The sequence below is a fragment of the Enterobacter cloacae complex sp. HYC003_NIDB genome (assembly GCF_056673375.1).
On the sequence record NZ_CP114220.1, the window covers coordinates 1,228,945 to 1,243,762 of the forward strand.

At 47.7% G+C, this 14,818-nt stretch carries 14 protein-coding genes, 1 other RNA gene and 3 pseudogenes; 8 read left to right on the plus strand and 10 right to left on the minus strand.

Going from position 1 to position 14,818, the window contains the following annotated elements; all coding sequences use genetic code 11:
* Nucleotides 1-5: 5 nt before the first annotated feature.
* Nucleotides 6-851, minus strand: a complete 846-nt coding sequence (locus O1722_RS05865; RefSeq protein WP_063159242.1) for an RNase A-like domain-containing protein — start codon at nucleotides 849-851, stop codon at nucleotides 6-8.
* A 125-nt stretch (nucleotides 852-976) separates the two neighbouring features.
* Nucleotides 977-1,168 (minus strand): annotated as a pseudogene (locus O1722_RS05870) (primase-like DNA-binding domain-containing protein); the annotation flags it as partial.
* Nucleotides 1,169-1,209: 41 nt separating this feature from the next.
* Between O1722_RS05870 and O1722_RS05875 the strand changes: the two are divergent.
* The 5 genes and pseudogenes from O1722_RS05875 to drt3b form a co-directional block, all read left to right on the plus strand.
* Nucleotides 1,210-1,466, plus strand: a pseudogene (locus O1722_RS05875) (capsid protein); the annotation flags it as partial.
* A 2-nt stretch (nucleotides 1,467-1,468) separates the two neighbouring features.
* Entirely contained in the window at nucleotides 1,469-1,687 is a 219-nt protein-coding gene (locus O1722_RS05880; RefSeq protein ID WP_033487524.1) for an ogr/Delta-like zinc finger family protein, read from the plus strand.
* A 47-nt stretch (nucleotides 1,688-1,734) separates the two neighbouring features.
* Nucleotides 1,735-1,881: pseudogene (locus O1722_RS05885) on the plus strand (phage polarity suppression protein); the annotation flags it as partial.
* Nucleotides 1,882-2,149: 268 nt separating this feature from the next.
* Nucleotides 2,150-3,412, plus strand: coding sequence for an antiviral reverse transcriptase Drt3a (gene drt3a / locus O1722_RS05890; RefSeq protein WP_033487522.1), 1,263 nt, complete (start codon nucleotides 2,150-2,152; stop codon nucleotides 3,410-3,412).
* Nucleotides 3,405-5,357, plus strand: a complete 1,953-nt coding sequence (gene drt3b, locus O1722_RS05895) for an antiviral reverse transcriptase Drt3b (protein WP_033487521.1) — start codon at nucleotides 3,405-3,407, stop codon at nucleotides 5,355-5,357. The genes drt3a and drt3b overlap by 8 nt, the downstream gene beginning before the upstream one ends.
* Nucleotides 5,358-5,504: 147 nt before the next feature.
* On the opposite strand, the gene O1722_RS05900 is transcribed toward drt3b, so the two are convergent.
* The 3 genes from O1722_RS05900 to smpB all read right to left on the minus strand — a co-directional run bounded on the left by O1722_RS05900 (nucleotide 5,505) and on the right by smpB (nucleotide 7,831).
* Nucleotides 5,505-6,701, minus strand: a complete 1,197-nt coding sequence (locus O1722_RS05900; protein ID WP_033487520.1) for an integrase domain-containing protein — start codon at nucleotides 6,699-6,701, stop codon at nucleotides 5,505-5,507.
* A 194-nt stretch (nucleotides 6,702-6,895) separates the two neighbouring features.
* Nucleotides 6,896-7,259: a transfer-messenger RNA gene (gene ssrA / locus O1722_RS05905) on the minus strand.
* Between the two features lie 89 nt (nucleotides 7,260-7,348).
* Nucleotides 7,349-7,831, minus strand: a complete 483-nt coding sequence (gene smpB / locus O1722_RS05910; protein WP_003863115.1) for an SsrA-binding protein SmpB — start codon at nucleotides 7,829-7,831, stop codon at nucleotides 7,349-7,351.
* 156 nt (nucleotides 7,832-7,987) lie between these two features.
* Between smpB and O1722_RS05915 the strand changes: the two genes are divergently transcribed.
* Nucleotides 7,988-8,425, plus strand: a complete 438-nt coding sequence (locus O1722_RS05915; protein WP_003863117.1) for a type II toxin-antitoxin system RatA family toxin — start codon at nucleotides 7,988-7,990, stop codon at nucleotides 8,423-8,425.
* Nucleotides 8,415-8,702 carry an RnfH family protein gene (locus O1722_RS05920; protein ID WP_033488110.1) on the plus strand — a complete coding sequence of 96 codons (288 nt, stop codon included), beginning with the start codon at nucleotides 8,415-8,417 and terminating at the stop codon, nucleotides 8,700-8,702. The genes O1722_RS05915 and O1722_RS05920 overlap by 11 nt, the downstream gene beginning before the upstream one ends.
* A gap of 108 nt (nucleotides 8,703-8,810) precedes the next feature.
* On the opposite strand, the gene bamE is transcribed toward O1722_RS05920, so the two are convergent.
* From bamE to nadK, 3 genes are all read right to left on the minus strand, one after another.
* Nucleotides 8,811-9,149 (minus strand): outer membrane protein assembly factor BamE, encoded by a 339-nt coding sequence (gene bamE, locus O1722_RS05925; RefSeq protein WP_003863121.1) that lies wholly within the window; start codon nucleotides 9,147-9,149, stop codon nucleotides 8,811-8,813.
* Nucleotides 9,150-9,287: 138 nt separating this feature from the next.
* Nucleotides 9,288-10,949, minus strand: a complete 1,662-nt coding sequence (gene recN, locus O1722_RS05930; protein ID WP_015571579.1) for a DNA repair protein RecN — start codon at nucleotides 10,947-10,949, stop codon at nucleotides 9,288-9,290.
* A gap of 85 nt (nucleotides 10,950-11,034) precedes the next feature.
* Nucleotides 11,035-11,913 carry an NAD(+) kinase gene (nadK, locus tag O1722_RS05935; protein ID WP_017383004.1) on the minus strand — a complete coding sequence of 293 codons (879 nt, stop codon included), beginning with the start codon at nucleotides 11,911-11,913 and terminating at the stop codon, nucleotides 11,035-11,037.
* 122 nt (nucleotides 11,914-12,035) lie between these two features.
* Here nadK and grpE point away from each other — a divergent pair, with 122 nt between their 5' ends.
* Nucleotides 12,036-12,629, plus strand: a complete 594-nt coding sequence (gene grpE, locus O1722_RS05940; protein ID WP_003863126.1) for a nucleotide exchange factor GrpE — start codon at nucleotides 12,036-12,038, stop codon at nucleotides 12,627-12,629.
* Between the two features lie 52 nt (nucleotides 12,630-12,681).
* Here grpE and O1722_RS05945 read toward each other — a convergent pair whose 3' ends face one another.
* Nucleotides 12,682-13,968, minus strand: coding sequence for an HlyC/CorC family transporter (locus tag O1722_RS05945; protein ID WP_026094274.1), 1,287 nt, complete (start codon nucleotides 13,966-13,968; stop codon nucleotides 12,682-12,684).
* 19 nt (nucleotides 13,969-13,987) lie between these two features.
* Nucleotides 13,988-14,779 carry a cytochrome C assembly family protein gene (locus O1722_RS05950; RefSeq protein ID WP_014832951.1) on the minus strand — a complete coding sequence of 264 codons (792 nt, stop codon included), beginning with the start codon at nucleotides 14,777-14,779 and terminating at the stop codon, nucleotides 13,988-13,990.
* Between the last annotated feature and the right edge of the window lie 39 nt (nucleotides 14,780-14,818).

The window sequence follows — 14,818 nt, forward strand, 5'->3', positions numbered from 1 at the left end:
CTGTCCTATGGGGTCGGGAATGCTGTAAGGATATAGTAAGGTTTTCCGTTATACTCTTGCAATTCGATAACAATCCTCACTCCACGCATGCTGATGCGCTGTGTGCTGCCTCGCGTGAATCCATACCCAACCTCCTGACCGGCAGAATAATTGATGGTAAGGCGTCCACCAATTTTACCACCTCCGAGTAACGATTTGATATTTGCCCGGTTAAGATAGACCGCCCTCGAAATAACATTTTCAGCAACATTTAAGTCTTTAAACGTTGAAGACATAACAAGTCGCTTATTTTTCTCGAATCGGGCAAGTAACTCACTGTCAGTTTTTCCGACATGATTTGCGAGTGTATGGCCGCCGGGTTTAAGACCCGTAACTGATTCATGCTGGATCAATTTGATGCGACCAGCTTTAATTGCAGCTACACGGACGGCACCAATAGCAGCTGCAAATCCAAGCGGAACGGCTATATCAACTGTCATGCCGATATTGAGGGCGGTGTCTTCATCGGCACCAAGTTCTCTTGCCGCGCTTACAGCAATTTGCCAGGTGGCTGAGCGCGTATCACGACCGGTTATTAGCTGTCTGGCTGCGCTTTGAACAGCGTCAAGACTATGTGCACCAACAACCACACATCCCGCTTTCGTTAGTCCTGTTGGTTCTGGCGCGATACATAGTGCCGTGGCACCGGCCATTTCTACCGCTCCGAGTAAAACGCCAAGTCCCCCCAACAGTCGGTTACTCAGCGTTTCCGCCTCTGTAATGCTTTTATCTGAAAGCACCGCCGCCAGCTGTACCGGTGACATAACAACGACCATTCCACCTTCTTCCATAACAGTATCCCATCCCTCCATATCCTGACTCGATAATAGCCAAAACTTTCTTCGGTTGATAAGAGTAAATTACTGGCTTTTCTTATTTATTTGAACTCATCATATTCAGCTGAGATAAAAAGACGGCTGTTGCTGGTTGAGGTTGGTTATGTCGCTGCGGGCTCGTCGCATGTCGGCAGCCAGTCGTCGTAGCTTTCTTCTTTCAGTGACGGGTTGGTCTGTATCTCCTGCTTTATGTTCCGCTTCTCATGATTCAGGCCGTACTCTTTCAGCATCATGGGCAGCCCCTGCCCGAACATTTTCAGGCTGAGCACCTTTCTGTATCCGTTAGCCTTCATATGCGTATTCCGATGATTCCGGTGTTTTCGATCGCGCTTTTCGCGCTTTCCTGCTGCGCATTCGCGCTCTCGAAATGAAGGGGGAGAGCGCGCCGCAGTCCGCGGCCATCGACGAGCTGCCGATGCGCTAAGTCGTCAGGGCAGCTTCGATATGAATCAGGAGCCGGTATTGTCCGTGACGGGTATGCACCGGCCGCAGATTACTGACGTTGATACGGAGCTGTTACGCAGCCCTGCGAAGAGGATGATGCTTGCCAGAAAGCTGGCTGAAAATGGCGAGACAAAAGCGGAGGAGTAAGCATGTTTCACTGGCCGTTCTGCAAAACCAGCGCGCATTCCCGCACCAGTCGGTATCTGTCCGATAACGTCAAACAGCGCTATCACCAGTGCATGAACATAGAGTGCTCGGCCACGTTCCGCACGCTTGAATCCATCGACGGGGTTATTCGTTCACCGGCAACAGAGCCGGTCATCCCTGCACCCGCACCGGCGGCCACCGTTAACCGTGCCGGTGCGTAAGCACGGCCAGTTATCAGGAGAAACATACGTGACCACACTGACGCTACATAAATTATTCGGCGCAGGATAATGACATTTTAACGGTCATCGGATTCAGGCCTGACGCGGCTTCGCGCGATGATAGTCGTGAAAAATTCACACCCGCACAGAACCTGAATTACACACGCCGCCGTGCAGAACTGGCCGTGCAGTAGTCCGCTTAAAAATCCCCGAAAATCCCGCCATTTTTACTTATAAGAGCCATGCATGCATAGGTGCATGGTTTTGCATGCGTTTTACCGACACTGAATTCCCCGCCAGCGCCAGCACTGGCGCGCTCTGAGGCCGGTCATGCGCCTGCATTAAAAGCGCCCCCTTAAGCGGGCAGGCGTGGCGGGGAGAGCATTGCGCGCCAAAAGGCTTGAAAGGAATTCTTCACGGAGGCAATATTAAGATAATATAAACTTAAGTCAGGACGATTGTATGTATGATCAGTCTTTCAATCCGCGCACACTCTCACGATGTTTCAAACCTGAGGATTTCCATAAAAATAGAGCATTAAGTCTAGACAGTGTTCGAGAAAAGACTATTAACTCGGCTATCGAAAGATATAAGGATGGGTTCTTGGGTTATAATTTACGCTCATCCGTTTTAAGAGGGAAAACAGTATATTGGGCCGATGAGTTAGCTGATGTATTGGTCTTGAGGAAAATTAAAAAAAATTTATCTAAGCTATATCAATTAAGATTACCTTCTCGAACAAAGATTGTTGATACATTAAAGGTTTTTTTATCAGAGTGTTCACAGTATAAAATATACAGATTGGATATATTTTCATTTTATGAATCTTTCGATAAAAACTATATATTTAATAAAATAGATGGATTGGAGCGGTTAGAGCTTAAAACAAAGCAGGTTCTAAAGGAATTTCTTTATTCATTCTATCTGAATGGTGGGCAAGGAATACCAAGAGGATTGTCAATCAGTGCATACTTGGCAGAGTTACTAATGTATGATTTCGATAATCAAGTGAAAGATAACCACTCTGTTTTTTATTATGCTAGGTATGTAGATGATATAGTTATTGTCACTAGTGGTTACGAAGATAGTGATGCTTTTATTGAGAATGTAAAATCAAACCTTCCAAATGGATTGCGTTTTAATGAAGGGAAGAAATATTATATTAGCGATTTAATTCCAAAATCTTCCAAAAAAACAAACCGTGCACCCTCCAAAAAATTGTTATCCTTTGAATATTTAGGGTACGATTTTAGCGTGGGAGATAAAATTGAAGAGTGCAATATAAGAGGATTCTATAGGGTAATTGAAATTGATCTTGCACATGCAAAGGCTAATAAAGTAAAAAGTAGAGTGATTTATTCGATTGTTGATTTTAATAAAACCAATGATTTTGAGTTGCTATGTGAAAGACTAAAATTCCTGTCCACAAACTTTAGTGTTTTAGATTCAGATAGAGTATTAAAACGGTTGTCGGGCATTCATTTTAATTATCCTCTTATTGATGCTAAATCTTCTAAGCGCCTTGCTGAACTTGATGTGTTTTTAAGAAAGGCTGTATTATCATCTAGTGGTAAGGTTTTCTTTGATTTTCATGCGAACTTAAACCAATGCAAAAAATATCGATTACTTAAGATTAGTTTTGTTAGAGGCCATGAGAAACGTCATTTTTTTCATTATTCAGCTTCAAAAATGATGAAAATTCAAAGGTGTTGGAAATATGTCTAAAAAAAAGGAAGTAAGAGTTAATAAAAAAGATTTTAATAGGGTTTTAGTTACTGAAACCATACCCTATGAAACGCCTATAATAGTGTCCAATGATGGTTTTTATAACAATGTAGTTAAATATACAACGGCCAATGATACTGCTAAGGTATTGATTCAAAGAATAATTCTAGGGGAAAAGAAGAAAGGTAGGTATACGATTCCCTATGTTTTTAAAATTAATAAAAATGAGACGGAGTTTCGACGTTTAGCCTTTCCACACCCCATATCTCAGATTGAAATGCGGGATTTTTATCTCCATTTTAATCAAATGATGATCAATTTTTGTTCCCGTAGTGATTTTTCTATTCGGCGACCGGTGAAGGTTGCAAGTACATATTATTATAAGAACTTATTGGAAGACAAGAATTTATATAAGAGAGGGCCTGTTGATACCGACAAAAATGAACTATTAACTCGGCATGCTTCTTCATATTTTGGCTATCACGGATATGATCGCCTGTATAAGTTCTTTATGTCTAATGAGTTTATTGACCTTGAGCGTAAATATAATACGCTATATACATTAGATGTTTCAAAATGTTTCGACAGTATCTATACTCATTCAATTTCTTGGGCTGCAAAAACCAAGACTTTCATTAAAGGGATGTTAGCTAATAAATCATTAAACTTTGGTGATGCTTTTGATAAATTAATGCAACGTTGCAACTTTAACGAAACCCATGGTGTAATTATCGGTCCAGAAATTAGTCGAATATTCGCTGAGGTTATATTTCAAAAAATAGATTTAAATGTTCAGTTTAAATTAAATAATATCGAGCCATCGATACGTAAGGGTATCGATTATGATATTCGCCGTTATGTTGATGATGTTTTTATTTTTGCTAAAAATGAAACTAATGCCGAAATTATATATAAGATTTACACTGATAAACTGAATGAATATAACATGCATATAAATTTGGGTAAAGTAACAAAAAACACTCGACCTTTTATCACAGCAAAAACGCAAATTATACATCACGTCAATCAAAGAATGAATTTATTTATTGAATCTTTTCTTGGTTATGATGATGAAATGAAATTAATCGCAAAGCCAATATATAACAATAGGAAGTTAGCTAACAAATTTATAGATGAGGTGAAAATAATATGTGCTGAAAATAATGCGGGATATGGTGAGGTTGCTTCTTATATTGTGTCGGCGATTTTTGAAAGAATTAAAAGATTAACTTCTTCAGTTAATCAAGTCGAAGATAAAGATATATACAATGCAATGTATGTTTTGCTCCATATTTCATTGTTCTTTTTCAGAGTTGCTCCGTCTGTTAGTTCATCATATAAATTGGCTTCAATACTTATCGTGGCTCTCAGATATTTTAAGGCTAAAGTACCATCATACAGTGAGCTTATAGCATCATATGTTTATTTTGAAATTGAAGACTTTCTTAAATCTGCTAATACTAGCAAAGTAGCCATAGATAATCTAATTAGTCTTGAGGCATATAATATTATGTATGTTATAGGTGAGCTAGATCAAGAACGATATTTATCAAAACAGTTGATTGAGAACATTTTTAGTGAAGTTGATTCTTATTTTGATATAGTGTCCTGTCTATATATCGTAAAGGATAAGAAAGTTTATAATACACTTAAAAATAAAATTATTGATATTATTAACTCCAAGTTAATGTCAAGTGATAGTATTTTGGATTATAGTGAAAAGGCAATGCTCTTTTTGGATGTTATGTCTTGCCCTTATATTGATTTAAAATGGAAAAAAATATGGTTGAAATCAACTTTAAAAGAATTGCAAGAAGCTACTCCTAACAATGAAAAAATAGATAGTTTTATCAGTTATTCTGTAGCGAATCCTTGGTTTGTGGACTGGAGTAATGTCGATCTTTTGAATTTCTTAGAAAAAAAACAATTGAAAAAAGCCTATTGAATTGCTAATTTGTTGTTGAAGCAACCAATATGCCCTACACGATTTTTCGATATACTAGGGCTGATTACGGTAGGTAAGTTGCATGTAACCTGGCCTACCTTATGACGCTCAAGAGCAGAAATGCACACACTAAGGGATGAGGTTGCTTCAACCCCTTTTATTTTCTACAAAATTCCCCCACCACAGCATCAGCTCTACTCTTTGTTGCAAATAGACAGAGCGGTTGTATGCTCTTCGTACCTCATTCTTATCAGAATGAGCTAGTGCTGCTTCAATGACGTCTGGATTAAATCCTTCTTCATTAAGCGTCGTGCTAGCTATCGAGCGTAAGCCATGAGCAACTAGCTTCCCATTCCAGCCAACTCTTTTTAGTGCAGCATTAGCCGTCTGGCTATTCATAGCTTTCTTAGGGTCATTTCTACTTGGAAAAACATGATCACGGTGCTTACTGATGGGTGCCATGATCTCAAGAATATAAAGCGCCTGAGGAGATAGAGGAATTAAATGTTCACGCTTCGCTTTCATCCTTTCGGCGGGGATTGTCCAGAGTTTTGAGTCGAGATCGATCTCTTCCCACCTGGTACCGGAGGCTTCAGAAGGGCGTACAAGGGTTAGGAGTTGCCACTCAATTAGACAGCGAGTAGGAACAGACAGATTTGACATAACCAAAGAACGCATCAGACTTGGTAATTCTTCTGGTCTAAGCGTAGGCATATTTTGCTTTTTAGGCCTCTCAAAAGCCATTCCAACTCCTGAGGTTGGGTTTGCGTCAATCAAGCCGGTATTTACCGCGTAAATCATAATCTCATTAATACGCTGTACCAGACGACGAACAGTCTCCAGAGCACCACGCGCTTTGATTGGCTCTAATGCTTCAACAATTGTTCTGGCCTTAATCTCCTGAACAGGTATCGTGCCTATTGCAGGGAAAACGTCCTTGTCTAAAGATCGCCAAATATCTTTTGCATAGTCTTCGGTGACGCTTTTGCTCTTCATTTTGAACCAGTTGGTGGCCACAGTTGAGAAAATGCTATCCAGCTCTATCTGACGCTTTTCTGATGCATGCTCTTGTTGCTGTTGTGGATCCATATCTAGCGCGAGCATGGTTAAGTGCTGGTCGCGTATCTGACGAGCTGCTGCGAGTGTAAAGGCAGGGTATGAGCCGAGACTCAAATTTGTGCGGCTGCTGCTTCCCGGTCGTTGATAACGGAAGCGCCAGAGTTTTTTGCCGGAGGTTTTTACGAGTAAGAACAGGCCATCACCATCATGCAGGGTGAAGTCTTTTTCGCGGGGTTTTGCTTTGAGGATTTCGTTGTTAGTGAGGGGGCGTGTAATGCGCGCCATGTCTGGATCCCTTCCATAATTGGTACACGTTTAATGGACCACAGTATAGCGTGTACCTAAACGTGTACCTATTTTCTCTGGATTTAACCGGATGTTCTCGGACAACGCCAGACACAAAAAAGCCCGCAGGGCTTGCGCCGTGCGGGCTTTCAGGACTTCATCGGATGACTCTGGTAATCACCGATGGAACATTTTGGTGGAGCTGGCGGGAGTTGAACCCGCGTCCGAAATTTCTACATCCTCGGTACTACATGCTTAGTTTGTCTTTACATTCGCACGCCAGCTGCGGACAAACACGCCACTGACGAACTAGCCTGATTAGTTTTAACGCTTCAACCCCAGGCAGGGTTTCCACGCGATCTCTTTTGGGTTTGACCTCTCTTTGATCCCCGTCTTAAGAGCGGAAGCTAGGGAGAGAGGGCTCTTAGCAGGTTATTAAGCTGCTAAAGCGTAGTTTTCGTCGTTTGCGACTATTTTTTTGCGGCTTTTAACGAGGCAAACCGCCCCTCGGCATGCACCTTGGGTTTCGCAAATCCCGTCGAATCCAGAATCAGCCCCAATAGTGTTGAACTCAGTATACCAGATTTTACTTCCTCGACACCAGCCCGAAACGCTAACTTATTGAATAGTACAATAAGTGCGCAGAATCAACGTCCTGCGTTTTTCATGATACGTGCTTTGTCGAGCTGCCACTCGCGTGCTTTCAGGTCAGTACGTTTGTCGTGCTGTTTCTTACCTTTCGCCACGCCGATTTTCACTTTGCACCAGGCGTTTTTCCAGTACAAAGAGAGCGCCACCACGGTGAAGCCTTCGCGGTTGATGCGTCCGTAGAGGGATTCCAGTTCGCGCTTGTTCAGCAGCAGCTTACGGGTGCGGGTAGGATCGCAGACGTAATGTGAAGAGGCGACGGTCAGCGGCGTAAAGTTCGCGCCGAACAGGAAGGCCTCACCGTCTTTCAGGATCACGTAGCTGTCGCCGATATTGGCTTTCCCGGCACGCAGCGATTTTACTTCCCAGCCCTGCAACGCAAGGCCGGCCTCGAATTCTTCTTCGATGAAATACTCGTGGCGAGCACGCTTGTTAAGCGCAATGGTCGCCGAACCAGGTTTATGTGCTTTTTTCTTCGTCATAAGTGTCGTAAAGCCGTCGGTAATCTGATTTTAAAAAGTCACCTCATTGCGTCTTGTGAGGTCTAACGCGCTATCTTAGCACGAGATAAGGCTTAGCGTTTTTTTAACAGGTGATAAATGTTATTATTTGTCTGTTGTGTGACCATGGAAAATGCTATGCCTCAGATTAGCCGTACCGCGCTTGTTCCCTACAGCGCGGAACAAATGTATCAGTTAGTGAACGACGTTCAGTCCTATCCGGAATTTATTCCGGGATGCACCGGTAGCCGGGTGCTGGAATCCGGCCCGACGCAGATGACTGCGGCCGTGGATGTCTCCAAAGCGGGGATCAGCAAAACGTTCACCACGCGCAATACCCTGACGAGCAATCAGAGTATTTTGATGCATCTGGTGGATGGTCCGTTTAAAAAACTGATGGGGGGGTGGAAGTTTACGCCGCTGAGCGCTGACGCCTGCCGCATTGAGTTTCATCTGGATTTTGAATTTACCAATAAGCTGATCGAACTAGCGTTTGGCCGTATCTTTAAAGAGCTGGCCTCGAATATGGTTCAGGCGTTCACCACGCGCGCCAAAGAGGTTTACAGTGTCGCATAAGATTGCTGTTGAGGTGGTGTATGCGCTGCCGGAGAAGCAGTATTTGCAGCGCGTGACGCTTGAAGAGGGCGTCACCGTTGAGGCGGCTATCCGGGCCTCCGGCATCCTTGAACTTCGCCGTGATATTGACCTGGCGAAGAATAAAGTCGGCATTTATAGCCGTCCGGTTAAGCTTGCTGATGCGCTGAAGGATGGCGATCGGGTTGAGATTTATCGCCCGCTGATTGCTGATCCGAAAGAGCTGCGCCGTCAGCGAGCGGAGAAATCGGGTAAGTAGCGCTTTCTCCCCCGGTGGCGCTTCGCTTACCGGGGCTACGATTCTGCGTAAGAATTCAGATACAAAAAAGGTGCTCAATGAGCACCTTTTTGCGTTGCTGACGCCTGATTATTTGGTCAGGGCAGGCTTGTTGTCGATGTTGGTCAGCACGCCGGCACTGCTGAAGGTCAGCGTCAGGGTTTGCTGGGTCACATCTTCATGACCAGGCTGCTGGCGGAATACATAGAACCAGGTGTTTGTGCCGAACGGATCGGACATCATCGGGGTTCCCAGGGCATAAGCGACCTGCTGTTGTGTCATACCCACGCGGATTTTGGACACATCGTTGGGGGTAAGGTAGTTCCCCTGGTTGATGTCAGGACGGTAAACCACTTTCTCCAGAGTGGAACAGCCTGCGGTCAACATCAGAAGAACCGCTGCGGCAGCGGTCAGCGTTTTACAGCGCATAGTGATTTGATTCCTTTTCGGGCCCGAGCAGTACGCGGCTCATATGTAATATGCCGATGATAATAGACCTTGCCCCACTTTGAAACCGGTCTGGCGGCGTTTTTGTTGTTCTGTATGACCCTGAGATCCCGAAAAAGTTTATGCCGCCAGCAGTTCTTTCGCATTCGCAAGCGTATTGCGGGTGACTTCACTGCCGCCGAGCAGGCGTGCCAGCTCCTGCAAGCGTGAGCGTTTATCCAGCGGCTTCATGTGCGTTTCCGTCATTTCGCCATCGGTTTCCTTGCTGACGATAAAGTGGTGATGACCACAACCGGCGACCTGCGGCAGGTGAGTCACACACATGACCTGCGTCGATTCACCTAACTGACGCAGCAGTTTGCCGACAACGGCCGCGGTCGGGCCGCTGATACCCACATCCACTTCATCGAAAATCAACGCCGGGGTTTCCATTTTACGGGCGGTAATCACCTGAATGGCCAGGGCGATACGCGACAGTTCACCGCCGGAAGCCACTTTCGAAATCGCCTGCAAAGGCTGGCCCGGGTTGGTGGTGACGCGGAATTCTACGCGATCTGCGCCTTCCGCCGTCAGGTGATTCTCTTCAAAGCGAACATCTATGGTGAACACCCCATGCGGCATCGCCAGCGTATGCATACTGTCGGTAATGTGCTGGCTAAGCTCCAGCGCATAGTGTTGCCGCACGTCATGCAGCCGTTTCGCCGTTTCCAGCGCCTGCTGATGATGCAGATTGACCGCCAGAGACAAGGTTTCAAGGGAATCGGCCTGATCGTCCAGCTGCTGCTGTTCCTCCAGCAGAGACTGATAGTAATTCGGCAGCTCTTCCGGGGTTACGTGATGCTTACGCGCCAGTGAAATCTGACGGGAGATGCGTTGCTCAAGTTCGAACAGACGGTTCGGGTCGAGATCCAGACGTTCACAATAGTGGCGCAGCTCATCCCCGGCTTCTGAAATCTGAATCGCGGCCTCTTCCAGCATTTCCAGTACGCCAGAAAGCTTATTGTCCATGCCGGTCAGTTCGGTCACAAGCTGACGCACGTTATACAGCTGGCTCTGCAAATTCACGTCTTCGCCATCCGCCAGCATGTTAAGGGCAGTCTGGCTGGTGGAAAGCAGCTGACCGCTGTTGGCCAGACGCTTGTACTCTTCGTCGATTTGCTCAAATTCACCCGCCTGCGGGTTAAATTCGTTCAGCTCTTTCAGCTGATATTCCAGCAGCTCGGCGCGCGCGGTACGCTCCTGGCTTTGCTGCTGATGCTGCGCAAGTTCGCGGCAGCTTTGATGCCACTGACGATAGTGCTCCGCCATGAGTTGAGTAAGCGCGTACTCACCTGCGTAGCCATCAAGCAGGGCTTTCTGTTGTTCGGGTTTGATTAACTGCTGGTGCGCATGCTGACCATGGATCTGGATGAGCAGCTGGCCCAGCTCGCGAAGCTGGGAAAGGGGAACCGCTGTACCATTGATAAAACCGCGGGAGCGGCCATCGCTGCTGATGACGCGGCGAAGTAAACACTCACGTCCGTCTTCGAGCTGGTTCGCTTCCAGCCAGCGCAGGGCGGCAGGTGTGTCTTTCAACGAGAAGCGGGCGCAGAGATCGGCACGGGCGGCGCCTGTGCGCACCATATCCCCCTCAGCACGACCGCCGAGGCACAAGCCGAGGGCATCAATGGCAATGGATTTACCTGCACCGGTTTCTCCGGTAATCGCCGTCATTCCGCTATGGAAGTCGATCTCAAGCTCACGAACAATGGCAAAGTTGCTGATGGTCAGTTGTGCCAGCATAATTGTTTTCCTGTATGAAAAACCATAACTGTGTTTGTATACAGTATAAACTGGTTTTATATACAGTAAAGTGCTGGATGCAAAATCAGAACAATTTTTTTGACCAGCCGAGCTTGGAGCTTAATGTGTTGAAATAGCTGTAATCTTTCGGGTGAATCAGGTTCAGATGGTAATCGCAGCGGCGAATGAGGACATCTTCACCTTCCTGAATGGGGAGCGCAATCTGACTGTCGCAGCTGATCTCCAGGTCGTTACGGCGATGGGAAAAACGCAGGCGGATGGTGCTGTCGCCGTTGATCACCAGCGGACGCGCCGAGAGCGTATGCGGGAACATCGGCACAAGGGTAATGGCATCCAGCGATGGCGTCAGGATTGGGCCTCCGGCTGAAAGCGAGTAGGCAGTTGACCCCGTCGGGGTTGAAATAATCAGCCCGTCAGAACGCTGCGAGAAAGCGAATATTTCGTCGATATAGACTTCGAACTCGATCATGTGCGCCACTTTACCGGGATGGAGAACCACCTCGTTAATGGCGGTGCTGATGCGCTTCTGGCAGTCTTGCTGACACACCTGGGCTTCCAGTAAAAACCGTTTTTCACTGATATAGTGGCCTTCCAGCACGTCCGCCAGCTGCTGCTGCGCATTGTCCGGGTCGAGGTCGGTCAGGAAACCGAGATTGCCACGGTTAATACCAATAACCTTAATATCATAGCGAGCCAGCGTTCGCGCCGCGCCCAGCATATTGCCGTCGCCACCGACCACCACGGCGAGATCCGCCTGCTGGCCAATTTCCGCCAGCGTGCCGGTTCTGACGCTTTTAAGCTGCAACTCCTGGGCGATCTGCTGCTCGACCATCACTTCATAGCCTTTACCACACAGCCAGCGATACAACATTTCATGTGTCGTCAATGCGGTAGGGTGACGCGGATGGCCGACGATCCCAATACACCTGAAATGATTATTCATTTTCTGGAGGTCCTTGTGCCTGATGAATGATGACAATCTGCCTTGTTCCCTTGAATCCAGGAAACTGATCCCCATAATAAGCGAAGTTAGCGAGATGAATGCAGAAAAACGCGGAGAAATTCATGAGTAGTAAAGAACAGAAAACGCCTGAGGGGCAAGCCCCTGAAGAAATTATCACGGAACAGCACGATGAAGTTGAGGCAGTAGAGCCAGACACGTCTGCTGAGCAGGTGGACCCGCGCGATGAAAAAATTGCCAACCTGGAAGCTCAGTTGGTAGAAGCGCAGAATCGCGAACGCGATGGCGTACTGCGTATCAAAGCGGAAATGGAAAACCTGCGCCGTCGTACCGAGCTGGACGTTGAAAAGGCGCACAAATTTGCGCTGGAGAAATTCGTCAACGAACTGCTTCCGGTGATCGACAGCCTGGATCGCGCGCTGGAAGTGGCGGATAAAGCTAACCCGGATAACGCGGCGATGATTGAAGGCATTGAGCTGACGCTGAAATCCATGCTGGATGTGGTGCGTAAGTTCGGTGTTGAAGTGATTGCCGATACGGATGTACCGCTGGATCCAAACGTTCACCAGGCCATTGCGATGGTGGAATCCGAAGACGTTGCCGCGGGTAACGTGCTGGGCGTGATGCAGAAAGGGTATACCCTGAACGGTCGTACTATTCGCGCTGCGATGGTGACCGTGGCGAAAGCGAAAGCGTAATTTGCCGACCCGTAGTGCCGGGTGGCGGCTTCGCCTTACCCGGCCTACAACATTACTCGGCGATACTTTCGCGTAAAGGTTTAACGGGCAGGACCTTCACCTGCTTAATCATGTTGTCCTGAACGTCCAGAATATCAATATCATACTGTTCAATACGCACGCGCGTGCCTGCCGCCGGGATCTCTTCCAGCGCTTCCAGGATCATACCGTTCATCGTCCGCGCTTCGTCTTCCGGCAAATGCCAGTTGAACGCTTTATTGATTTCACGAATGTTGGCGCTGCCGTCGATAAGCACTGACCCGTCGTTTTGCGGGGTGACTTCTTCCGCAAGGGAAGGCGACATCGACGTGGTAAAGTCCCCAACAATCTCTTCCAGAATATCTTCGACCGTCACCAGCCCCTGTATGTCGCCGTATTCATCCACCACCAGGCCGACTTTCTTCTTGTTTCGCTGGAACTTCACCAGTTGCGTGCTGAGTGGGGTGCCTTCCGGCACGTAGTAAATTTCGTCGGCGGCGCGCAGCATTACCTCTTTGGTGAACTCGTTTTTCTCAGTCATCAGACGATAGGCCTCGCGCACGCGCAGCATGCTGATGGCATCGTCGAGGGAATCGCGATAGAGGACGATACGCCCGTGCGGGGAGTGTGTCAGCTGGCGGACAATGGCCTTCCAGTCGTCGTTGATATCAATCCCGACGATTTCATTGCGCGGCACCATGATGTCGTCAACGCTGACCTTTTCCAGATCCAGCACCGACAGGAGCATGTCCTGATTGCGGCGGGAGATCTGCGAGCGGGATTCATTCACGATGGTACGCAGTTCGTCTTTGCTGAGCGCGCTACTAATGGTGACGTCTGCCTTTATACCCACCATGCGCATCAGCACCCGTGTCACCATATTCAGCAGCCAGACCAGCGGCATCATCAGAATAAGCAGCGGTGCTAACAGGAAGCTGCTCGGGTAGGCGACTTTTTCCGGGTAAAGCGCGGCGATGGTTTTGGGCAGCACTTCCGCAAACACCAGCACCACAAACGTGAGCACACCTGTGGCAATCGCCACGCCTGCGTTGCCGTACAGACGCATCCCGACGATGGTGCCCAGTGCAGAGGCGAGAATATTGACCAGGTTGTTACCGATAAGCACCAGGCTAATCAGCCGGTCCGGCTTACGCAGAAGCTTTTCGACACGACGCGCGGCACGGTTACCCTGCTTGGCGCGATGGCGTAACCGGTAGCGGTTCAGCGTCATCATGCCGGTTTCAGAGCCAGAGAAATAAGCGGAGATGACCACCATGATGACCAGAATGACGATCAGCGTGGTGGTAGAGATGTGTTCCAGGGGGAACTCCTTTTGTTACTTAGCCAGCAAATTGCTGTATGAAGCGGCTACCAAAATAGGCAAGCGTGAGAATGCCCGCACCCGCTACGTTGAACCAGACCACGCGACGACCGCGCCAGCCTTCATGATAATGGCCCCATAACAGGACAATATAGACAAACCACGCGATGATGGAGAGGACCGCTTTATCGATATTCTCCACGCTGAACAGGTTCTTCATATAAAACAAGCCCGTGCACAGCGTCAGCGTCAGCAGAACCACACCGACCTGGGTGATGTGGAACATCTTACGCTCAATCACCATCAGCGGCGGCATTTCGTGGTTAAACGCCAGCTTTTTATTTTTCAGCTGGTAGTCAATCCAGGCGAGTTGCATGGCGTAAAGGGCGGCGATGATCAGCGTCGCGTAGGAGAACAGCGACAGGCCAATATGCACCAGCATCCCCGGCGTGGCTTCCAGGTGAGTAATAAACTCATTGGGCATGAACGTGGCTAACGCCAGGTTGATCAGCGCAAAGGCGTAGACTATCGGCAGCAGCAGCCAGCCACGGTTTTTAGACGCGACAATGGTCATGACCGTACAGATCATCAGGCTGACCAGCGAGCCGACGTTCAGTACGCTCAGATTTTGCACGCTGCCGTCGCCGGGAATGATGCGTGATTCCAGCGCAAACGCATGGCTAATCAGTGCGATCACTGCCGAAAGAATAGCCATGCGCCGCCAGCCGCTGTTTTTTTGCAGCAGGCCAGGAATGATCAGCGCGAGGCTGACAGAGTAGGCAACAAGGGCGATCAGTGCGAAAACAGGCATATAGGCGTCGACAGTTGTCTTAATAAGAAAGAGAAGCAG